The 21,066-nt window shown below is 64.0% G+C and carries 19 protein-coding genes; 17 read left to right on the top strand and 2 right to left on the bottom strand.

Annotated elements, in window-relative coordinates:
• Nucleotides 1-36 precede the first annotated feature (36 nt).
• From OX462_RS25480 to OX462_RS25445, 8 genes are all read left to right on the top strand, one after another.
• Nucleotides 37-534: a rhodanese-like domain-containing protein gene (locus OX462_RS25480; protein WP_083287967.1), complete on the top strand. Its 498-nt coding sequence runs from the start codon at nt 37-39 to the stop codon at nt 532-534.
• A 19-nt stretch (nt 535-553) separates the two neighbouring features.
• Nucleotides 554-1,540 carry a serine O-acetyltransferase EpsC gene (gene epsC, locus OX462_RS25475; RefSeq protein WP_409027347.1) on the top strand — a complete coding sequence of 329 codons (987 nt, stop codon included), beginning with the start codon at nt 554-556 and terminating at the stop codon, nt 1,538-1,540.
• A 7-nt stretch (nt 1,541-1,547) separates the two neighbouring features.
• The gene (locus OX462_RS25470; protein ID WP_070312556.1) at nt 1,548-1,772 is read left to right on the top strand and encodes a helix-turn-helix domain-containing protein; all 225 of its coding nucleotides are present in this window, start codon (nt 1,548-1,550) and stop codon (nt 1,770-1,772) included.
• 102 nt (nt 1,773-1,874) lie between these two features.
• On the top strand, nt 1,875-2,804 hold the full coding sequence (locus OX462_RS25465) for a family 2A encapsulin nanocompartment shell protein (RefSeq protein ID WP_070221598.1): 930 nt from the start codon (nt 1,875-1,877) through the stop codon (nt 2,802-2,804).
• On the top strand, nt 2,779-4,569 hold the full coding sequence (locus OX462_RS25460; RefSeq protein ID WP_409027346.1) for a family 2A encapsulin nanocompartment cargo protein cysteine desulfurase: 1,791 nt from the start codon (nt 2,779-2,781) through the stop codon (nt 4,567-4,569). Before OX462_RS25465 ends, OX462_RS25460 begins: the two co-directional genes overlap by 26 nt.
• Nucleotides 4,570-4,724: 155 nt before the next feature.
• On the top strand, nt 4,725-5,444 hold the full coding sequence (locus tag OX462_RS25455) for a sensor histidine kinase (protein WP_070221596.1): 720 nt from the start codon (nt 4,725-4,727) through the stop codon (nt 5,442-5,444).
• An 11-nt stretch (nt 5,445-5,455) separates the two neighbouring features.
• A complete protein-coding gene (locus tag OX462_RS25450; RefSeq protein WP_409027345.1) occupies nt 5,456-7,186 on the top strand; it encodes a response regulator in 1,731 nt (576 codons plus the stop codon).
• Nucleotides 7,187-7,202: 16 nt separating this feature from the next.
• On the top strand, nt 7,203-7,466 hold the full coding sequence (locus OX462_RS25445) for a hypothetical protein (protein WP_230492232.1): 264 nt from the start codon (nt 7,203-7,205) through the stop codon (nt 7,464-7,466).
• Nucleotides 7,467-7,487: 21 nt separating this feature from the next.
• On the opposite strand, the gene OX462_RS25440 is transcribed toward OX462_RS25445, so the two are convergent.
• Nucleotides 7,488-8,198 carry a PhaM family polyhydroxyalkanoate granule multifunctional regulatory protein gene (locus OX462_RS25440; RefSeq protein ID WP_409027344.1) on the bottom strand — a complete coding sequence of 237 codons (711 nt, stop codon included), beginning with the start codon at nt 8,196-8,198 and terminating at the stop codon, nt 7,488-7,490.
• Between the two features lie 149 nt (nt 8,199-8,347).
• On the opposite strand from OX462_RS25440, the gene OX462_RS25435 reads away from it, so the two are divergent.
• The 8 genes from OX462_RS25435 to OX462_RS25400 all read left to right on the top strand — a co-directional run bounded on the left by OX462_RS25435 (nt 8,348) and on the right by OX462_RS25400 (nt 17,856).
• The gene (locus OX462_RS25435; RefSeq protein ID WP_240453520.1) at nt 8,348-9,466 is read left to right on the top strand and encodes a DUF3108 domain-containing protein; all 1,119 of its coding nucleotides are present in this window, start codon (nt 8,348-8,350) and stop codon (nt 9,464-9,466) included.
• Nucleotides 9,467-10,234: a DUF3108 domain-containing protein gene (locus OX462_RS25430; protein WP_099409229.1), complete on the top strand. Its 768-nt coding sequence runs from the start codon at nt 9,467-9,469 to the stop codon at nt 10,232-10,234. It begins immediately after the preceding gene.
• A 224-nt stretch (nt 10,235-10,458) separates the two neighbouring features.
• Nucleotides 10,459-11,829, top strand: a complete 1,371-nt coding sequence (locus tag OX462_RS25425; RefSeq protein WP_139143209.1) for a hypothetical protein — start codon at nt 10,459-10,461, stop codon at nt 11,827-11,829.
• Nucleotides 11,822-12,556, top strand: coding sequence for a hypothetical protein (locus OX462_RS25420; RefSeq protein WP_409027343.1), 735 nt, complete (start codon nt 11,822-11,824; stop codon nt 12,554-12,556). The genes OX462_RS25425 and OX462_RS25420 overlap by 8 nt, the downstream gene beginning before the upstream one ends.
• An 8-nt stretch (nt 12,557-12,564) precedes the next feature.
• Nucleotides 12,565-15,396, top strand: coding sequence for an ATP-binding protein (locus OX462_RS25415; RefSeq protein WP_070221591.1), 2,832 nt, complete (start codon nt 12,565-12,567; stop codon nt 15,394-15,396).
• Nucleotides 15,396-16,400: a DUF4424 family protein gene (locus tag OX462_RS25410; RefSeq protein WP_162995532.1), complete on the top strand. Its 1,005-nt coding sequence runs from the start codon at nt 15,396-15,398 to the stop codon at nt 16,398-16,400. Before OX462_RS25415 ends, OX462_RS25410 begins: the two co-directional genes overlap by 1 nt.
• Nucleotides 16,401-16,402: 2 nt before the next feature.
• A complete protein-coding gene (locus OX462_RS25405) occupies nt 16,403-16,981 on the top strand; it encodes a nucleotidyltransferase family protein (RefSeq protein WP_139143744.1) in 579 nt (192 codons plus the stop codon).
• Nucleotides 16,982-17,046: 65 nt separating this feature from the next.
• On the top strand, nt 17,047-17,856 hold the full coding sequence (locus OX462_RS25400) for a hypothetical protein (RefSeq protein WP_409027342.1): 810 nt from the start codon (nt 17,047-17,049) through the stop codon (nt 17,854-17,856).
• A 1-nt stretch (nt 17,857) separates the two neighbouring features.
• Here the strand turns inward: OX462_RS25400 and OX462_RS25395 are convergent, their stop codons facing one another.
• Nucleotides 17,858-18,376, bottom strand: a complete 519-nt coding sequence (locus tag OX462_RS25395) for a CcdC protein domain-containing protein (protein ID WP_409027341.1) — start codon at nt 18,374-18,376, stop codon at nt 17,858-17,860.
• A 189-nt stretch (nt 18,377-18,565) separates the two neighbouring features.
• On the opposite strand from OX462_RS25395, the gene OX462_RS25390 reads away from it, so the two are divergent.
• The gene (locus OX462_RS25390) at nt 18,566-21,061 is read left to right on the top strand and encodes an alpha/beta hydrolase family protein (RefSeq protein ID WP_409027340.1); all 2,496 of its coding nucleotides are present in this window, start codon (nt 18,566-18,568) and stop codon (nt 21,059-21,061) included.
• Nucleotides 21,062-21,066 lie beyond the last annotated feature (5 nt).

The raw sequence follows: 21,066 nt of genomic DNA, 5'->3' as shown, positions 1-21,066 counted from the left end.
TGCTGGTTTTTGACGACGGAATAAAGAGGTGGACAGATGGCTGCTGCAGAACTGATTTTCGATCCCCGCGCCGCGCACGGCGAGGCGGCGTTTGATGAAGTACTCCATCTCGCGCGCAGCCAGGCGCAGGCCCAGGGCTTGCCGTATGCGGGCATCGTCAGCGCGCAGGATGCGTGGCAACTGGTGCAGGCCGGCAAAGCCGTGCTGGTCGACGTGCGCACCAACGAAGAACGCACTTTTGTCGGCTACGTGCCCGCCTCGCTGCACGTGGCGTGGGCCACCGGCACGGCCATGAACCGCAATCCCCGTTTTACCCGCGAGCTCGAAGCGAAGGTGGGCGGCAAGGATGCCGTCGTGGTGCTGCTGTGCCGCAGCGGCAAGCGCTCGGCCTTGGCGGCCGAAGCGGCCGCCAAGGCGGGTTTTACGCACGTCTTCAATATCGCGCAAGGCTTCGAGGGCGACCTCGACGCACAGCAGCAGCGTGGCCACAGCGGCGGCTGGCGCTGGCATGCGCTGCCGTGGCTGCAAGATTAACCCGCTTCCCGGGACCACCATGAACCAGCGAGCCATTCCCCCCGTCTCCCTTGCCGCGCAGCCGCAATGGGAACTGCACCAGATCGTCGATGAATTGCGCGCCGTGCGCGCGCAGTGGCGCGAAGGATTGGCCGGCAGCCAGGAATGCGGTGCGCGCGAATTCCCGTCGCGCCAGCATTTGCACGACATCATCAAAGCCCTGTGCGCGGCCCTGTTCCCCATGCGCCTGGGTCCCCTCGACCTGCAGCAGGAGAGCGAGGATTTCTTTGTCGGCCACACGCTCGACACGACGCTCACGGGCTTGCACGAACAGGTGCGGCGCGAACTCAGTTACCACGCGCGCCAGCACGGCTTGCAGCAGACGGTGTCCATCGAACAGCAGGCGCTGGCCATCGTGCAGCGCTTCGCCCGCGCGCTGCCGCGCATCCGCGCCCGGCTCGACACGGACGTGGCGGCCGCCTTCCATGGCGACCCGGCCGCGCACAGCGTCGACGAAGTGCTGCTGTGCTATCCGGGCATCCTGGCCATCATCCATTACCGCCTGGCGCATACCTTGTATGCGCTCGGCGCGCCGCTGGTGGCGCGCATCATCGCCGAAGTGGCCCATTCGCAGACGGGCATCGACATCCACCCGGGCGCCATCATCGGCAGCAGCTTTTTCATCGATCATGGCACGGGCGTGGTGATCGGCGAGACGGCCATCATCGGCGAACGGGTACGCATTTATCAAGCCGTCACCCTGGGCGCCAAGCGCTTTCCAGCCGGCTTTGATGGCGTGCTGAAAAAGGGGCTGGCGCGCCATCCCATCGTGCAGGACGACGTGGTCATTTATGCGGGCGCGACGATCCTGGGACGGGTGACCATCGGCCAGGGCTCCGTCATCGGCGGCAATGTCTGGCTGACCCGCAGCGTGGCGCCCGGCAGCCATGTCACGCAAGCGCACAACCAGCAGGAGGCGCCGGAGTCGCCGGCGCCATCCCACCCCGCCTTTGCCCACCACCCATGAGGACAGCATGTTGATCAAACAGTTTGGACTGGCCGTGCGCCAGTTGCGCGAAGGGCATGGCTGGTCGCAGGAGCGCCTGGCCGAAGCGGCCGACTTGAACCGCTCGTTCATCGGCGAAATCGAACGGGGCGCCGCCACGCCATCGCTGCTGACGGTGGAAAAACTGGCCATTGCGCTGGGCATCGGCCTGGCGGGATTGATGGCGCGCTGCGAACCGGAACTGGTGGATTAATGCCGGCCTGGTGGCGATAGCATGTTGAGAGAAGAGGGGAGACGTCCGATACTTTATTTGTTTTTCAGATAAGCATATTCACTTTTCTCATCAGGAGTAGTCATGACAGTAGCAACAGAGAGCCAGTTTGCGCTGGGCGACAACGCCGCGCGCCAGCTAGCCAATGCAAGCAAGAGCGTCCCCCAGTTATCCACGATCACGCCGCGCTGGCTCGTGCACCTGCTGCAATGGCTGCCCGTGGAAGCGGGTATCTACCGCCTCAACCGCGTGAAAAATCCGAAGGACGTGCGCGTGGCCTGCTCGCAGCGCGACGAATCGGAACTGCCGCAAACCTTCGTCGACTACGACGACCAGCCGCGCGAGTATTTTCTCAATGCCGTCAGCACGGTGCTCGACGTGCACACGCGCGTGTCGGACCTGTACAGCAGCCCGCACGACCAGATCAAGGAGCAGCTGCGCCTGACCATCGAGACGATCAAGGAGCGCCAGGAAAGCGAATTGATCAACAATCCCGACTACGGCCTGCTGGCCAGCGTGCATGACGACCAGCGCATCTTTACGCTGACGGGCGCGCCCACGCCGGACGACCTCGACGAACTGCTGACGAAAGTGTGGAAGGAGCCGGGCTTCTTCCTCGCGCACCCGCTGGCCATTGCCGCCTTTGGCCGCGAATGCACGCGCCGTGGCGTGCCGCCGCCCACCGTCAGCCTGTTCGGCTCCCAGTTTTTGACGTGGCGCGGCGTGCCGCTGGTGCCGTCCGATAAGCTGCCCATCGAAGACGGCAAGACGAAGATCATTTTGCTGCGCGCGGGCGAGCAGCGGCAAGGCGTGATCGGCCTGTTCCAGCCTGGCCTGGCGGGCGAGCAAAGCCCGGGCTTGTCCGTGCGCTTCATGGGCATCAACCGCCACGCGATTTCGTCCTATTTGATTTCGCTGTATTGCTCGCTGGCCGTGCTGACCGACGATGCGCTGGCCGTACTGGAAGACGTGGAGATCGGTAAATACCATGACTACCCAGACACCTACAAGTGATGGTGCGGCGGGCTTGCCTGCCGTCCCGTTTCTGCCTGACGAAGCGACCCTGAACCGCCTTGCCGGCGAGTTTTTCGCGCGCTTGCCTGGCCTCGCGCCTGCGCTTGACAAGTCGCCCAGCCCTGGCGGCTCGGGCAGCGTGCTCGATGCGGCGCCCCGCTATGCGAACCGTCCGCCGCCCCAGCCCGGCCCGTCGTTCGCCGCCATCGCGCCTGGCGTGGCGACGGCGCAGGTGCCGCCCGTGACGGCGCCGCTGGAGTCCCCCATTGCGCCGGCGCCGGCATCGGTGCCCACGCCGCGGTTGTCCGCCATCGGTGCACCGTCGCCCTACTATTTTGTCGGCGGCGCGCATGGCTATCCCGTGTCGAACCATAATCTCGACGGCCTGGCGGGCCAGGGACTGGGACAGGCCGCGCCCGACGCGTTTGCCACGCCGCAGCGGACGCCCGCGCGCCAGCTGCCCGTATCGCCATCTGACAGCCAGCCGGCGTTCTATTTCCAGACCGAGCTGCCTGCGCGGCCGCAAGGGCATGGCCAAACCCCCGCGCCATTCGACGTGCACGCCGTGCGGCGCGATTTTCCCGTGCTGGCCGAGCGGGTCAACGGCAAGCCGCTGGCCTGGTTCGACAATGCGGCCACCACGCACAAGCCGCAGTCGGTGATCGACCGCGTGTCGTATTTCTATGCGCACGAGAATTCGAACATCCACCGCGCGGCGCACGCGCTGGCGGCGCGCGCCAGCGATGCCTATGAAGCGGCGCGCGCCAAGGTGGCGAGTTTTCTGGGCGCCGCCTCGGCCAATGAAATCATTTTCGTGCGCGGCGCCACGGAGGGCATCAATCTGATCGCCAACACGTTCGGGCGCAAGTACATCGGCAGCGGCGACGAGATCATCGTCTCGCAGCTCGAGCACCACGCCAACATCGTGCCGTGGCAGCAGCTGGCGGCGGAAAAGGGCGCGACCCTGCGCGTGATTCCCGTCGACGACAGCGGCCAGATCCTCCTCGATGAATTCCGCAAGCTGCTCAACGGGCGCACCAAGCTGGTATCGGTGACGCAGGTGTCGAATGCGCTGGGCACCGTCACGCCCGTGGCGCAGATCATCGCGCTCGCGCATGCGGCCGGCGTGCGCGTGCTGGTCGACGGGGCGCAAGCCGTGTCGCATTTGCGCGTGGACGTGCAGGCGCTCGGTGCGGATTTCTATGTGTTTTCGGGGCATAAAGTGTTCGGCCCGACGGGCATCGGCGCCGTGTATGGCAAGGCGGACTTGCTCGAGCAGTTGCCGCCATGGCAGGGCGGCGGCAACATGATCGCCGACGTCACGTTCGAGCGCACCGTCTACCAGGGCGTGCCGAACCGTTTCGAGGCGGGCACGGGCAATATCGCCGATGCCGTCGGTCTGGGCGCGGCCATCGATTACGTGCAGCGCATCGGCCTGGAAAACATCGCCGCCTACGAGCACGCGCTGCTGGAATACGCGACGCACCAGCTGCAAGCGATTCCCGGCGTGCGCCTGATCGGCACGGCGCTGGACAAGGCCAGCGTGGCGTCGTTCGTGCTGGCCGGCTACGAGCCGGCGGAAGTGGGGCGCGCCCTGAACGACGAGGGCATCGCCGTGCGCTCGGGCCACCACTGCGCCCAGCCGATTTTGCGCCGCTTCGGCGTGGAAGCGACCGTGCGGCCCTCGTTCGCCTTCTACAACACGTATGAGGAAATCGACCGCATGATCGTCGTGGTCAAACGCCTGGCGGGCGCGCGCCGCTGATCTTGCCCGCTTGTCAAGCTGATGCCGCCCCTGCGCAAGCGGGGCGGCATTGTTGCGTCAAATCACGGACTTTGCGCGCGGCTGGCTGGCGCCCGCAGGCTGGCGGTATAATTTATCCTTGGCAATATTCAAGCTGCGGCCCAAGGAGATATCCGGTGGAAGATCAACACAGCTCGCCCGAGCTATTCCTGTTCCTGGCGTCGACCGTGCACGACATGAAAAATTCGATCAGCGTCGTCAGCGGCACTTTGGAGTCGCTGCTGGCGGCCGAGCAGGCCAAGCCGACGCCCCAGGCCGACCCCGCCTATCTGCAGATGGCGCAGATGCTGTACCAGACCAAGCGCCTCAACGATAACCTGATCCAGCTGCTGGCCCTGTACAAGGAAGTGGGCAAGCCCGGCTACCCCTTCGACGTACAGCCGCAACTGGTGAGCCAGGTCATCGACCAGGTGGTGGACCAGGAAAAGATCCTGCTGGCCTCGAAAGGCATCCATCTGCAGACGGCTTGCCCGCCCGAGCTGATCTGGACCCTCGATGAAGACCTGGTCATCGGCGTGCTCGCGCATGCCATCAACAACGCCATCCGCTACACGAAGGATACGATACGCCTGTCGGTGCGGGAGCACGACGATATGCTCGAGCTGCGCGTGGAAGACAATGGCGACGGCTATACCCAGGCGCTGCTCGACGCGGGCAGCGCGGCCATGGATGGCATGACCGCCGGCGTGAATTTTTCCACCAACAGCACGGGCCTGGGCCTGTATTTTTCCAGCGAAGTGGCAAAGATGCACAAGCACCGGGGCAGCAGCGGCAGCATCGCCCTGGAAAATGGCGGCGCCCTGGGCGGCGGCTGTTTCATCCTGCGCCTGCCCTGAACGAGGATGCCATGACGACAGACAGCCACGCCACCGCCGCCGAAGCGGGCAGCACCGACTGGGCCGACAAACATTATCTGCTGGTCGACGACTTCATCGGCATCCGCATCCTGCTGCGCGAATCGCTGCGCAACCTGGGCGCGCGCCATATCGACCAGGCGGCCAGCGGCGGCGAAGCCATGAAGCTGCTGGCCAAGACGCGCTACGACGTGGTGCTGTGCGATTACAACCTGGGCGAAGGCAAGAATGGCCAGCAAGTGCTGGAAGAGACGCGCGTGCGCAACCTGACGGCGCCGTCGAGCGTCTGGCTGATGGTGTCGGCCGAGAAAAGCGTGGAATCCGTGATGGGCGCGGCCGAGCACCAGCCCGACGCCTACCTGATCAAACCGATCACGGAAGGCGTGCTGCTGACGCGCTTGAACCGCGTGTGGCACAAGAAGCAGGTGTTCCGTGAAATCGACCAGGCCTGCATGGAAAAGGATTATCTGCGCGCGGCCAAGTTGTGCGATGCGCAGATCGAAGTCAACAAGCTGCACGAGCTGGAATTGCTGCGCATGAAGGCGTCGTTGCTGCTGAAAAGCGGCGAGCCGGAAAAGGCCCGCGCCGTGTACGAAAAAGTGCTGGCCGAGCGCGATTACAGCTGGGCCAAGGCAGGCCTGGGCAAGATCCGCATGAATAACGGCGAGCACGAGGCGGCGCGCCAGATCTTCCAGGGCGTGATCGTCGAGAACAAGTACTACATCGACGCCTACGACCAGATGGCCGTCGCCTACCAGCTGATGGGCCAGCACGAGGAAGCGTGCGGCGTGCTGGAAAAGGCGGCGCGCCTGTCGCCCAATTCCGTGCCGCGCCAGCGCAACCTGGGCCTCGCCGCGCTAAAGATCGGCAATGTCAGCATGGCGGAAAAGGCTTTTCGCAAGTGTATTTCCATCGGCGAGTTTTCCGTCATGAAGACGCCGGACGCCTATCTGGGACTGGCGCGCGTGTGCGGCCTGAAGAAGGATGCCAAGGAGGCGCTGCAATGGCTGCTGCTGGCGCAGCGCGAATTCTCGCCCGAGCAGATCGGCTTGCGCGCGAAGATCACGGAAGGCATGGTGCACCACGAAACGGGCGATTACCGGCGCGCGCGCAAGTGCGGCGACGAACTCGAAGCCATGCTGCTGGAAGACCCGGCGCGGCCCGAGAAAAGCATCTGCATGGAACTGGCGACCCTGCTGTTCGCCGTCGGCGTCAAGGATGCGCCGGCCGGCCTGCTGTGCTACGTGGTGAAGAACAACCACGACAACCAGGTGGTGCAGGACGAGGTGCAAAAGATCTTCGACAAGGCGAAGATGGGCGACGAAGGCACGAGCCTGATCATCGCCTCGCGCAAGGAAGCGTCGGACTTGATGAACAAGGGCGTGCTGCTGTGGAAGACGGACAAGCTCAACGAAGCGGTGGCCTGGATGCGCGCGGCGCGCGAAAAACTGCCGAACAACTTGCGCATCCTGTTCAATTCCGCGCAAATCATCGTATCGTTCCTGGAGCAGCGCGGCTACCAGGCGGACTTGGCGGCCGAGGCGATGGAAGTGTTGTTGTATGTAGACAAAATTGCACCAGGCCAGCAGCGCTTTGCGCAATTGATGGAGCAACTGGTGCAGCTGACGCCCCCGCCCGGGCCGGACGAGGCTGTCGAGGTGGCGGAAAAAGCGCCGCCGGCGCCGGAAAAAGGGGGAAAAGCCGTGCGGGAGCGTGCCGGATGATAAACTAGGGGCCAGCGTGGGTTCGCCTGCGCTTGAGTTGCTCTACAACAATAAGGAAGAAACTATGCGTGATGTGGTCAATGAAGTATACAAAAAAATGAAAGTCGGCGCCGTTGCCTGGGTACGCCCGGTGGCCGCCAAGGGAGACACGCTGGAAACATTCCAGTCTTCGTACGAGCACGCCAAGGCGCTGGCCGACGAAGGCCTGATCACCATCGGTGACGTAAAACGCCAGGCCGACAATCAGATCGAGGCGATCCGCATTCATCGTATCGCCTGATCACATCGCCTCTCCGCGACGTCAGGATTTGCCTGGCGCCTTGGACTTGGGTGCCGCGCGCTTTGCCGGCGCCTTGCGCAGCGGGGCTTTGGCCTTGGCTGCCATGCCTGCTTCTGCCGGCTTGGCGGACTTGCTGGCCGTGGCTCCACCGCCAAAACTGGCCGCTGCCGCGCTGGCTGCATCGGGCGACATCGCTGTCGACACGGCCTGCTTGAACTGATCTTGTAACAAATTCCACCAGGCACTTGGATTGGCCAGCTGGGCTGCCGCCTGGCTGCCGGCATCGTTGGGCGCCGCCGCAGCCGGTTCGGGCGCGGGCGCGGGTGCAGGCGCCGGTTTCGGTTCAGGCGCTGGCGCTGCGGGTGCCGCTTGCTGGAAAAACGCGGAAGCGTAGGGCACCGATTCAAACACGGTTTTCTCGCTGGCACCGGGCTGGGTGATGGCCGCGGCCAGGGACGCGCCCATCGATTTCAGGGTGGCGATGGTGCCGCGCTGTACTTCCAATGCCTGGATACTGCCGCGCAGCATGCTGGTATTGAGGTTCAACCAGGCTTCGACGGCTTTCAAGTCATTGATTTTCTTGTCCAGCTCTTCCACCGACATGGTGGGCGCAGTGATGCCGGGCACGCCCATGCCGGGCACGCTCATGCTGCCCCACAGGTTTTTGACGAAGTCGAGGGTGTCGGTCACAACTGCTGCGCCCGGCATTTGGGGCATTTGCGGGTTTGCCATGCGAAATCTCCTGGTAGGTGGATGTGCCTAGCGTAGCAGATATCAGCTTGCAACTGACGCAAAGCCGCCAACATTTTCTTACATAAAACAGCAGGAGTTGAGCACAGGCAAGAAGCAGGAAGTGGGGGGAAGGCGTTACACTACGGCCTATGATGCCTGACTCCTTCTTTTCGCCACCACGCCGCCGCACCGTCATTTTTGTCGCGGTCATCGGCGCACTGCATTACGTGGCGCTGGAATGGCTCACCTCGCATGCCAGCATGGTGCCGCTGGGGCAGGATCATGCGCAGGTGGTGAGCATGGCATTGATCGCCGAGGCGCCCAAACCCGTGCCGGTGGCGCCGCCGCCGCCGCCCAAGCTGCGGCCCTTGCCCGAGCCTCGCTTGCCGCCGCCACCGCCGCCGACGGAGCTGCCGTCGAGCGAGTCGGCCCAGTTGACGGCGCCTGCCAGCGACGCGCCGGAAGGGCCGGTGACGCCCGCGGCACCGGCGGCCAGCGCGCCAGCCATCACGGCGCCCGCGCCCGCCGTGGCGGAAGCTGCCGCGCCGGCTCCCGCGCCGCCGCCACCGCCCGTCGAGCAGGCGCGGCGCTACAAGACGAATGCGCCCGCTTCGGCCCAGTTCGACCTGCACGTGGACCGGCGCGATGCGGACGGCACCAAGTGGCAAGGCGTGGCCGGCATGGCGTGGGAAAACCGGGGCGACACGTACCAGCTGAAACTGGAAGTGGGCCTGAGCATGCTGATCACACGCATCAACCTGCTGGTGCTGACCAGCGAGGGCCTGATCGACGGCAGCGGCATCGTGCCTGTCACGGCCACGGAAAAACGCAAGGGCCGCGCGCAAACGGCCACGCATTTCAACCGCGACGCCAAGACCATCACGTTTTCAGCCACGACGGCGACGGTGCCATGGCAGGAGGGGGCGCAGGACAAGGCGACCGTGCCGTTCCAGCTGGCCGCCATCGGCCGTGCCGACGTCAACCAGCTGGCGGGCAATATCGACATCCTTGTCGGCGAGGAAAAGGAAGCGACCGTGTTCCGCTTCCAGCTGGTGGGCGAGGAAGAGCTGGACACCAAGATGGGCCGCCTGGTGACCTGGCATTTGCGCCGGCCGCCGAAGCCGGGCACGTATTCGTCGCAGCTTGATATCTGGCTGGCGCCGTCCATGCAATGGTATCCGGTACAAATACGCAATACCGAAGCGAACGGGGCGCTCACCACGCAAACCGTGACCCAAATTCGCGTCAATGACGCTACAGGAAAATAAATGACTACTTTAATAACTTTGAAACGCGTTCTGATCGCCAGCCTGCTGGCCGCCACCCTGAGTCCCGCCATGGCGGCGAACGAGCCCGTGGACCATCCTGTCGTCAAGCGCCCGTACAAGCTGGCGCCGTCGGCTGACCTCGTCTATTCGATCAAGGCCAGGCAGCGCGGCATTGCGCTGTCCGGCGAATCGCTCAGCAACTGGCGCGTGGGCGATGGCAAGTACTCGCTGCTGGCCGAAACCAAGGCGGCCCTGTTCGGCAAGATCCTCGAACAGCGCAGCGAAGGCGCGGTCGACGATTACGGCCTGGCGCCCGTTCAATTCGTGGAAAAGCGCTTCCGCAAGGATGCCGTCACGACCACCTTCAAGCGCGACAGCAAGACCATCGTCTTTGGCGAAGGCGATGAAACCTATCCGCTGAAAGGCGGCGAACAGGACCGCAATAGCGCCGTCTGGCAACTGGCCAGCGTGGCGCGCGCCGCGCCCGAGAAATTCGTCCCCGGCTCGGAATGGGCCTTCTTCGTCGCCGGCGCGCATGATGCCGAGCCGTGGACCTTCAAGGTGGTCAAGGAAGAGACGGTCGCCACGGGCATGGGGGAGGTCGCCGCCATCCACCTGGTCAAGGCGCCGCCGCCGGACAAGAAGGGCCAGCAAGTGGACCTGTGGCTGGCGCCGTCGCTGGAATGGTATCCCGTGAAGGTGACATTCGCCGACGCGGACGGCGGCGATTACGTCGAGCAAACCTTGCAGAAGATCGTCAAGAAGTAAGTGTTCACTAATGGTCCGGGGCCAGGCAGGCCATGTTTGGCCCCCCATTTCATCATGCTGGCCCGGTACCGTGCGCCGGTCGTGTTGCGCCGTGTCCGCACCGCCCCCTCCCACGCGCTAAATTGCATGTCAGAACTGATATACTGACGCCCCCGCCCCGCAGCGCTGCGTTAGCCCGCCGCGCCGCCCGCTGAACACTCATCCGGAAAAGAATGATTGATATAATGGCAAGTGCAGCCGTGGCTACGGATGCAAATCAGACAGAGCAAGAGCATCACGATTCCTTGCAGGCGCATTTCCAGCCCAATATTTCGGCCGATGAAATCGAGCAAGTATTTCACTTGAAGCGGGCGCAGCCCTTGCTGCAAGTGTTTACGGCCCTGTTTCACGGCGGTTTCGATGGCGTGCTGGTGCGTCTGCTGGTGTTGCGCGAGCTGGCGTCCGATGCCGCCACGTCCGCCTACACGCGCGCCGATATCAACACCAAGCTTGCCTATCTGTTGCCGGAAAGCCTGGAAACGGTCTTGCTGCGCCTGCGTTCGAACCAGCTGCTGGCCTGGGATGCGCAGCAGGGCGTGTACCGCGTCACACCGATGGCGCGCAATGTGCTGTCGGCCATCGACAGCCTGCTGGGCCTGGGCCAGACGGAAGACGAAGCGGAAATGGGCTTCCTGCTGTCGCAGGTGGCGGGCGCGCAAGCCGTGGGCGGCGTATCGGTCGAACAACTCCAGCATTTGCTGGGCCGCCTGGTGGACTTGACGGAAGAGTTTTCCGACGCGATTGCTTCCGGCTCCGAATTCCGGCTGCGCACGGCGCAGGCGAAGTGGAACATGGCTTGCGACTGGGTGGAAAAGGGTTCCGAGATTCTCGTGGCCATCACCTCCGATGAAAACGCGGACAGCGCCACGCACAAGGCGGCGCAGGCGATCGGCCGCGCGCAAAGCAAGTTGCTCAACATGCAAGGCATGTTTTCGCGCGCCCTGAACCAGATCGAGCGCCAGCGCGTGCACCTGGGCCAGTCGGGCCTGTCGACCACCGACATCAAGCGCTGGCTCTTGCTGCACGACGACCTGGCCAGCCTGGCTGAAGGCGCCATCGACCAGCCCGTCGTCCCCCTGTTCTCCACGCCGGCCGAAATGATCGACGTGGCGGAAACGGAACTGCTGTCCGAACGGGCGGCAGGCGTCATCAACACGGGCCTGCCCAGCGGAGAGGACGCGCCCACCACCATCAGCGACGGTCCCGCCATGCAGCTTGAACTCGATGATTTGCTCGAACGCCTGTCGAACTTTGCCAGCCTGGGCAATTTCCCCAGCATCGGCGAAGAAGGACCGAAATCGGTTCCCGTGCAGGATTCGCTGCTGCCGGCCAGCTTTGCCGTGGCGTCCTACCGCGCCTCGATGCTGCCGCTGCTCGGCGACGTGTCCGAAGCGAGCTTGCAAGGCTCGACGGCCGAACTGGCCCGTTTGCCGATCACCTTTACACCGACCGACGAGATGGTCCAACTGTCCGACCCCCACGTGGCGGCCATGTCGATCGCCTCGCTTTCACTGAATGTTTCACTTGATTTAGATAGCGGCACCGCCGATGAATGACGATTCCCAAATCCTGATTGCGCGCCTGCTCACGCATCAAACCCTGCGCCGCGACGACAAGCTCGTCAAGCGCGTGCTGTCCGACGAGCTGTTCCGCGCCGAGATCGATGCGCGCCTGCTGGCCTGCGGCTTGAAGCTGCTCGACAACGTGTATGCCGACCATGTGACCCTGGCCCTGACGCGCACCATCGAGCCGAAGATATTCGGCGCGCGCGACGTGTGGCAAAACAATAATTTCGGCCTGGCGCGCGATGGCGTGGCCTTGCTGGTGGTGCTGTGGGCGCAGATCATCCTGCCCAAGCGCGAACGCCAGGAAACGCACCAGCACGCGGACGACGACCAAAATGACATGTTCGGCACGGAAAAACCGCTGCCGCGCGCGGAAGACGCGTCGATCGGTATTTCCTACAAGGCGCTGCTGTCGGACTTCGGCGACAAGCTGGGCAAGAAGACGCGCATGGACATGAATCTGGGCACCCTGGCCAAGCTGGGCTTCATCGAGCGGCGCGGCGATGTCATCCTGGAAGGCCCGCTGCTGGACCTGATGATGGATACGGACGTCTTGAAAGAACGCATCATCAACGGCGCCCTGGCCGACGTGTTCAAGCGGGCGCCGGCGCGCCTGGTGGCCGTCGACCTGGACGCTGACTTGTCCGCCGACCTGTCCGGCGACATCGGCGACCTGCCTGACGCAGGCGACGAGCCCGTGTCCGATCTCCCTCACTGAAAGCGCCCATGTTTCATATCAAATCACTTGAACTGGTGCACTGGGATTACTGGCAGCGCATCAAGAATATTCCGCTCGACGCGAAGATCATCACCATCGCGGGGCAGAACGGCTCGGGCAAGACCACCTTGCTCGATGCCTTGCGCACCCTGTTCGGCCTCGACTGCTCGATGGGGCGCACGTATAAACACTATGCGCGCCATTCGGGCCAGCAGACGGCCTGGCTGCGCGCCGTGGTCGACAACAAGAACGTGGGCAAGCAGCTGTCGAACCGCCCGTTCCGCAGTTCCGGCTTCTTCAGCGATGATGAAGTAACGCTGTTTTGCCAGATCCAGAAGAATGGCGGCGACTGGAAGCGCCAGTATCTGATGCGTCCGGGCAATGTGCAGATCGAGGACATCACGGACGCCAACGACTGGCTCGGCGTGGAAAACTACCGCAAGCGCCTGGCCAATGCGGGCCTGTCGCCGGCCATGTCGAAAGTGCTGGCGCTGGAGCAGGGCGAGACGGACAAATTGTGCGAATACGCGCCGCGCCAGCTGCTCGACCTGGTGTTCCAGGTGTTCGGCGACAAGGAAGTGCTCGATGCCTACGACGAAGCCAAGCGCCACCAGCGCGATACGGAAGTGGAGCTGAAACGTTTCGAGACGGAACTCGAGGCGTCGAAGACCAACCTGGAAGGCTTGCGCCTGCGCGTGGCCAATTACCACCAGTGGGAAGGTTTACATAAGGAACGCCGCAACCTGCTGGAAGAAGTGCTGCCCAGCCTGCAATACCACGAGGCGCGCGAAAAGGCGGCCATCGCCAGCCGGCAATTGCGCGATGCGCGCAAACCGATGGCGCAGGCGGACCAGCAACTGACGGATAAACGCAATGCGCTGGCGGCGCAGGCGAAGGCCCTGTCCGACGCGCAGATGAATGAAACCCTGCTGGAGCAGGAATCGATCGGCTTGCAGAGCCGTTTGTCCTTGATCAATGCCAAGCTGAAACCGCTGGACAGCCTGCTGGAGCAGAAGGACCGCCTGCACAAGCTGGCGGCGGATTCGGGCAGCGACATCGCCGAAGTGGCGGCCCAGCTGGAGCAGAAGGAAGCGCAATTGCTGCAGCAGCGCCAGCAGCGCGACGCCTTGTCGGCCCGCATCGCGGGCGAGCAGGCGACGATTGCCGCGCTGCAAGGCAAGACGGCCATGCCGGAGCCGGACAATGTACGCGGCATGCGCCGCGCGCTGCGCGACGCGGGGATCTCGCACGCCATGCTGTCGGACATCGTCGAAGTGACGGACAGCCGCTGGCAGGGCGCCGTCGAAGGCGTACTGGGCGGTTACGCCTCGGTGGTGCTGCTCGACAAGGCCAAGGATGCGGCCGCCGCCTACCGCCTGGCCGAGAAGGAGCGCTACCGCCACTTCATCGTGCCGGACCTGGTCACGGCGCCTGTCGCCAAAGACGAGAGCTTGCTGGCCGTGGTGAAATTTTCCGCACCTGTGCCCAGCTGGCTGATCGAGCAGCTGTCGCGCATTGCACGCGTCGACTCCGTCGAAGCAGGCTTCAAGCTGGGCAACCACGAAGAGTGGATCACGCCCGAGGCGTACCACCGCGAACGCCGCGGCGGACGCTCGCTGTTCGTGGAAGCGTCGCGCTACCGCTTCGGCCAGGCTGGCCGCAGCGGCCGCCTGGAAGCACTGCTGCGCTCGCTGCCGGGCCTGGAAGGCCAGGAAGACACCTTGACCCTGGCGATCTCGAAGCTGGCGGCGGAAGTGGGCGCCTTGAAAGCGCGCATCGCCGGCGTCGATGCGGCCAAGGAACTCAGTGCGCGCCAGGAAGAATTCGCCGAAGCGCTGCGCAATTCGAAGCCGCTCAAGGAAGAGCGCCTGGAAGTGGGCGGCCGCCTGGGCGAGTTGCAAAATCTCACCAAGAACGCCACTGTGGCGCGCACGCGTGCCGATACCGTGTGGCAAAACGCACGCCTGGCCCTGTCCGAAGCGGAAGCGGGTTCGCGCCTTGGCTACAAGAAACAAATTGAACAGCGCGCCGAGCATGCGCGCGCCTTGCTGGCGCTGCGCCATGCGTGGCGCCACCTGCCGAAAAGCTGGCGCCGTCCCGCACGCCGCGCGGCGCTTGTGGCCGAACACCAGAATGCGCACCAGGTCGACTTGCGCGTGGCCAGCCTGCAAAACAGCCTCGCGCGCGACGACTGGGAACTGGACGCCACCGTCATCGACCAGCACCACCGCCTGTCGGAGCAGCTGCATGGCCGCCAGTCGGAAACGGACGAGCGCCGCTACCAGAACAACCGCGCCATCGAAGCGACGGGCAATGCCCGCGGCGCCTACATGGAGCGCTTGCGCTACACCATCAAGACTTACAGCAAGAACATCAAGGAGCTGGGCGAACTGGCCGGCATCGAAGTGCATGCCGACCCCGTGCGCCTGGAAAACGACGATGTGCAGCTGTCGCAGGCGGGCTTGCACGTGCGCTTCAAATTCGACGGCAAGGGCGTCATCGGCATGAATGATGGCGAAGCGTCGGGCGGGCAGCAGGTCATGAAGTCGCTGGTGCTCTTGATCGGCTTGCTGAAATCGGAAGACGGTTCCGGCGGCTTCGTCTTCATCGACGAACCGTTTGCCCACCTTGATATCCGCAATATTCAATTGGTCGGCGAATTCCTGAAAAATACGGAAGCGCAATACCTGATGACGACGCCGTTGACGCACAACACGGATGTCTATGATCCCTCGGAGCTGACCTTGATCACCAGTAAGAAAAAGAAGGATACCCAATGGGCACAACCGATTTTCGTGCTGCAGCGCCGGATCGAACCCGCACCGGGCAAGGCGGCGTGATGACCGTGCGCAAGCTTGTTCTGGCCGCAGCCCTGGCGCTGGCGTGTTCGGCGCCAGCCATGGCCAACGACGGCATCGGCTCCGTCAGCGCGGGCGGCATCCTGTTCGGCAAGACGGATGCCGTGGCCATGAAAAAGGAAGTGCTCAGCGTGAGCACGGACTTGATCAAGGTCGAGTATGAATTCCTCAATGAATCGGCCAAGGATGTGGAAGAGACGATCTTCTTCCCCTTGCCCGAATACTCTTCCGGCTACCATGGCTCACCCACGTATTACGGCCAGCCGCAGCAGTTTACCGTCGACGTGGACGGCAAGCGCAAGGAGTATAAAACCACGTTTGTCGCCAAGCTCGGCAGCGCCGACGTGACGGCCCGCCTGCGCCAGTTGGGCTTGTCCGACGCGCAGATCGCGTATTTCCCTTCGCACACGCCGTTCGACAAGAAAGTGGTGCCGCTGACGGCCGCGCAGAGCAAGATCATGATCAAGGAGGGTCTGCTGGCCCAGCTGTACGACGAGGAGTGGGTACCGGCCTGGACCGTGAAAGTCATCTACTTGTGGCAGCAGAAATTCCCTGCCGGTAAAGTCGTGCGCGTGCGTCATCAATATGCGCCGTTCGTCGCAGCCGGCCCCGGCGCCTCCTACCTGGGCGATGGCAATACCTTTGAAAAGAAATACTGCGGCGACAAGGCCTTCTACAAGACGTGGAACCGGCTGGCGGCCCAGCAGGGCGAAAGCGGCTTCGTCAATGCCGTCTGGGTGTCGTACATTTTGACGACGGGTAACACCTGGAAGAATGGCATTGAAGACTTCACCATGAATTTGATCAAGGGCAAGCCGGACGAGCTGGTCAGCCTGTGCTTCCCCGGCACGTTCACCAAAATCAATCCCACCACTTTGCAAGTCAAGTTGCGCAACTTCCGTCCGAAGCAGGATCTGGACGTGTACTTCGGCAATGTCGAAGGCACGGTGAGCAACGACGGCGTGGCGCCGCAGATCCGGCCATAGGAATGAGCACGCAGGAAGCGCTGGCCGCGCGCCTGCGCGCCATCGTCCGTGCCACGCCATGGTGCATGCAGATGCTGCAGGCCGTGGCGCAGCTGGGCTTGCCCCACTGCTGCATCGGCGCCGGCGCCGTGCGCAAGCTCGTGTGGGACGCCTTGCACGGTTTCACCCAACCGTCGGCATTGAACGACGTCGACGTGGCGTATTTCGACGCGCACGATGTGCTTGCGGAAAGCGAGGTGCGGCTGCGCCAGCGCCTGGAAACTGTACTGCCCGGCGTGCCATGGGAAGTGTGCAACCAGGCCCGGGTGCACCTGTGGTTTGAAGACGAGTTTGGCTACGCCGTGCCGCCCTTGCTGTCGCTCGACGACGCCATCGCTTCCTGGCCCGAGTTCGCCACGGCTGTCGGCATCTATCTGCAGCCTGACGGCGAGATCGGCATCGTCGCGCCGCATGGCCTCGATGACTTGTTCAATATGGTGATCCGGCGCAACCCGGCGCGCATCAGCGAAGACGGCTATGCGCAGCGCCTGGCCAGCAAGGACTACGCGGCGCGCTGGCCGCGCGTCACCATCATCGCCTGATTGGATGCAGTACGGATATAGATTGCCTATAATTGCTAGTTATCCAATAGTGCTTTCCTGATCCCATGTCCCTGTCGATTTCCCCACCGCTGCGCCGCATCGGCCGCCTGCTTTGTCTTTCCTCCGCCCTCGCGGCGCCCGCCGCCTGGGCCGACAGCTATACCGATTTCCAGCAAGCCAGCGGCCAGCTGGAAGCGCTGATGGCCAAGGCGACGCCGCACAGCGGTTTACCGCGCCTGGGCGACCCTGGCGTGGCGCAGCTGTTTGCGCAGATCGCCGACGGTCCGCGCCTGTTCAAGGCGCCCGTCACCGCGCTGCAGGACGTGAACGAAAGCGTGGCCGTGTGCGAAAAGGCCATGCGGCTGGGCAAAACATACTATGCGTTTGGCCTGGAACGGCCGTTGCCGCTGTCCGGCGCCGAGCTGCAGCAGGCGCGCAAGGAACAAGTGACGCAGAACCTGGCCAATTATGGCGATGAAATGAGCAGCTTGTTTGCTTTCAGCATGCATTGCCATGGCCATTTGATCGGACTGATGGAGCAGGAATTCAGCGCCCAGCCGGCCGATGCGGTGAGCGGGCCCGAGCGTCTGCGCGCGCGGGCGTTCAGCAAGAACACGGCCATTGTTTTCACGAGCGTGGTGCAGTTCGTGCAAGTGCCGTTCTGGAACGTGGCGCAAAAGAAGCGGATGCTGGAAGCGGCGGCCCAGCACGCCACGGCGAATGCCAATCTGATGGCGCCGCCCTTGCGCGAGCGTTTGCTGGCCAGCCTGGCCGATGCGGACAAGGATATCGATCCGGTCCTGGCGCCGGTGCTGGCGACGATACGCCAGGCGCTGTCGGTGACGACGTGTACTGGCCTGTGCCAGTACTACTGAGTTATTCGGCGGCTTGCAGCGGCTTGTTGCGCTGGCGCCAGCGCACGAGGCCCCACGCATACACGGCGTAGTAGCCGATGACGAGGCCGTAGGCGGCCATGGTCAGCGGGCTCTGGCCGAACGGCGGCGGCGGCACTGGCACGTCCTGGCGCGTGTTCAGGTAGATTTGCATGCCGCGGTACAGCAAGCGGGCGATGAACAGCATCGTGATGGTTAATCCCAGGTAGCGGTGCTGGGTAAAGAAGAAATCCTTGCCGACTTGCTCGAAGCGCGTCAGCTTCAGGCCCAGCACACCGAGCCAGCCGCCGGCCAGCGCGGCCGCGCCAAGGCTCGACAGGGGCAGCAGCTCGAATTTCGTCGTCGTCGCCAGGAACAGCAGCAGCGCGGGAAACGCGACCGCCACGCTCCAGTGCCGCCACAGCTGCGACTTCTGGCGCGCCACCAGTTTCTTCAGGCGCGAATAAATGCGCCAGACCAGCAGCGGGACCAGGAACAGCAGGGCGAGGGTAGTGGTTTCCATGTAGGCAATCGGGTGCGGGTAAAACAGCGATTGTAAGCCAGATGGGGATGGGCGGCGATGCTTGTCAAACGGTAAAAGTTGCTGGTTGACATTTACTTGGCCTGAACGCACTATGCCCTGTCACAAAGCGCCGCCATGAGCGGCGCGGTGCGCTCGCTTGTTGTCACCACCTTCATACACTGGAGTTCCATGTCTACACGTTTGCCTTTGCTGCCCATCACTGTCGGCTTGATGGCCTCGTCTTCCCTGGCCATGGCGCAAGATGGCGCTTATCAAGCCCCGCCCGCGCCCCTGCAAGCCATCGTCGATGCGCCGCGCGCGCCGACCCTGAGCCTGAGCCCGAAACGCAACCTGGCCGCCGTGCTGCCCACGCCATCCTTGCCCGGCATCGGCGAAGTGGCGCAGCCGGAACTGAAGCTGGCGGGCTTGCGCATCAATCCGCGCACGTATTCGGCCAGCCGCTTCAGTTTCCACACGGGACTGGGCTTGCTCGACATCGATACGCAGAAGGAAATCAAGGTCAGCGGCTTGCCCGCAGCGCCCCGCATCGCCGACCTGGCCTGGTCGCCCGACCAGCGCTACCTGGCCTTTACGCACATCGCCTTTGCCGATCCCGCCAGGGGCGTGAAGGAGTCGGGCGTGGAACTGTGGCTGCTCGACGTGCAGACGAAGGCGGCGCGCAAGCTGTCCAGCACCCCCCTGTCGGCCGTGTATGGCCGCGGCTTTTCCTGGATGCCAGACAGCAAGACCTTGCTGGTGCAGCTGAAGCCGGCCAATCTCGGCGCGGCGCCCGTGGCCAGCGGCATCCCGACGGGCCCGTCCATCCAGGACAGCGTGCCGGGCGGCGGCGTCAAGCAATTGCGCACCTATCCCGACTTGCTGAAAAACGAACAGGATGCGCAGCTGTTCGAACACTACATCACGGTGCAGCTGGCCTTGCTGGACGTGGCGGGCAAGCAGCGCCTGGTCGGCCAGCCGGGCCAGTTCTCGCGCGTCTCGGCCTCGCCCGATGGCAAGCACCTGCTGACGACCAGCATCGTGCGTCCGTATTCGTATATCGTGCCGGCGCATGATTTCGGCCACAAGATCGACGTGCGCGACCTGAATGGCAAGGTGGAGCACGCAGTGGCGGCCCTGCCGCTGGAGGAAGGGCTGCCGCCGGGCAATGATGCCGTGTCCGCCGGCGTGCGCTCCGTCAGCTGGCGCGTCGATGCGCCCGCCACCCTGGTATGGGCCGAAGCGCAGGATGGCGGCGACCCGGCCAGGGCGGCCGAGATCCGCGACATCGTCTACACGCAGGCGGCGCCGTTCACCGCCAAGCCGGCCGTGCTGGCCAGGCTCGGTTCGCGCTACGTGGGCGTGGCCTGGGGCCGCGGCGATCTGGCACTGCTCGGCGAAGCGTGGTACAAGACGCGCGCCGTCAAGCAGTGGCGCATTGCGCCAGATCAACCGTCCACGCCGGCCGACCTCGTGTACGCGGGATCGTTCGAAGACCGCTACAACGATCCGGGCCAGCCCGTCATGCGCACGGACGCGGCCGGCTTGCCGCGTTTGCTCATCGCCGCTGACGGTTCCATCCTGCTCGACGGGCAGGGCGCATCGAAGGAGGGCGACCGGCCGTTCATCGACCGCCTGAACCTGGCGACGAAGCAGAAGGAGCGCCTGTTCCAGAGCGCCGCCCCCTACTATGAAAACGTGGTGGCCGTGCTGGACGAGGACGGCAGCCGTTTGCTGTCGACGCGCGAATCGCCGACCGAGCAGCCGAATTACTATGTGCGCAATCTGAAACAGCGGGGCGCCGCGCAGTTGACGGCCCTCACGCATTTCCCCCATCCGCTGCCGCAACTGAAGGACGTGCAGAAAGAGCTGATCCGCTACAAGCGCGCCGACGGCGTGGACTTGACGGCGACATTGATGCTGCCGCCGAACTACGACGTCAAGCGCGACGGCCCGCTGCCGACCCTGATGTGGGCGTATCCGCAGGAATTCAAGACGGCCAGCGCCGCCAGCCAGACCAAGGGCTCGCCCTACAAATTCAATGCCGTCAGCTACTGGGGCCCGGCCGCCTTCCTGTCCATGGGCTACGCCGTGCTCGACAATCCATCGTTCCCCATCGTCGGCAATGGCGAGCAGGAGCCGAACGACACGTATCTGCCGCAGCTGGTGGCCGATGCCGAGGCGGCCGTCGAGGAAGTGGTCAAGCGGGGCGTGTCGGACCGCAACCGCATCGCCATCGGCGGCCACTCGTATGGCGCCTTTATGACGGGCAACCTGCTGGCGCACACGCGGCTGTTCCGCGCCGGCATCGCCCGCAGCGGCGCCTACAACCGCACCCTGACGCCGTTCGGCTTCCAGGCCGAAGAGCGCCCGTTCTGGCAGGCGCCGGCCGTCTACCAGGCCATGTCGCCGTTTAATTATGCGGACAAGATCAAGGATGCGCTGCTGATGATCCATGGCGAGCAGGACAACAACTCGGGCACCTTCCCCATCCAGAGCGAGCGCATGTTCCAGGCCGTCAAGGGACTGGGCGGCACGGCGCGCCTGGTGATGCTGCCGAACGAGAGCCACGGCTACCGCGCGCGCGAATCGATCATGCAGATGCTGTATGAAAGCAACAACTGGCTGGAGAAATATGTGAAGAACGCGGCGCCGCCGGCCGCCGACGTCAAGCCGGCCGGCAAATAAGGGCG

The sequence above is a fragment of the Janthinobacterium aestuarii genome (assembly GCF_046113285.1).
Classification (GTDB): domain Bacteria; phylum Pseudomonadota; class Gammaproteobacteria; order Burkholderiales; family Burkholderiaceae_D; genus Janthinobacterium.
This window is presented reverse-complemented; position numbering and strand designations above follow the sequence as displayed.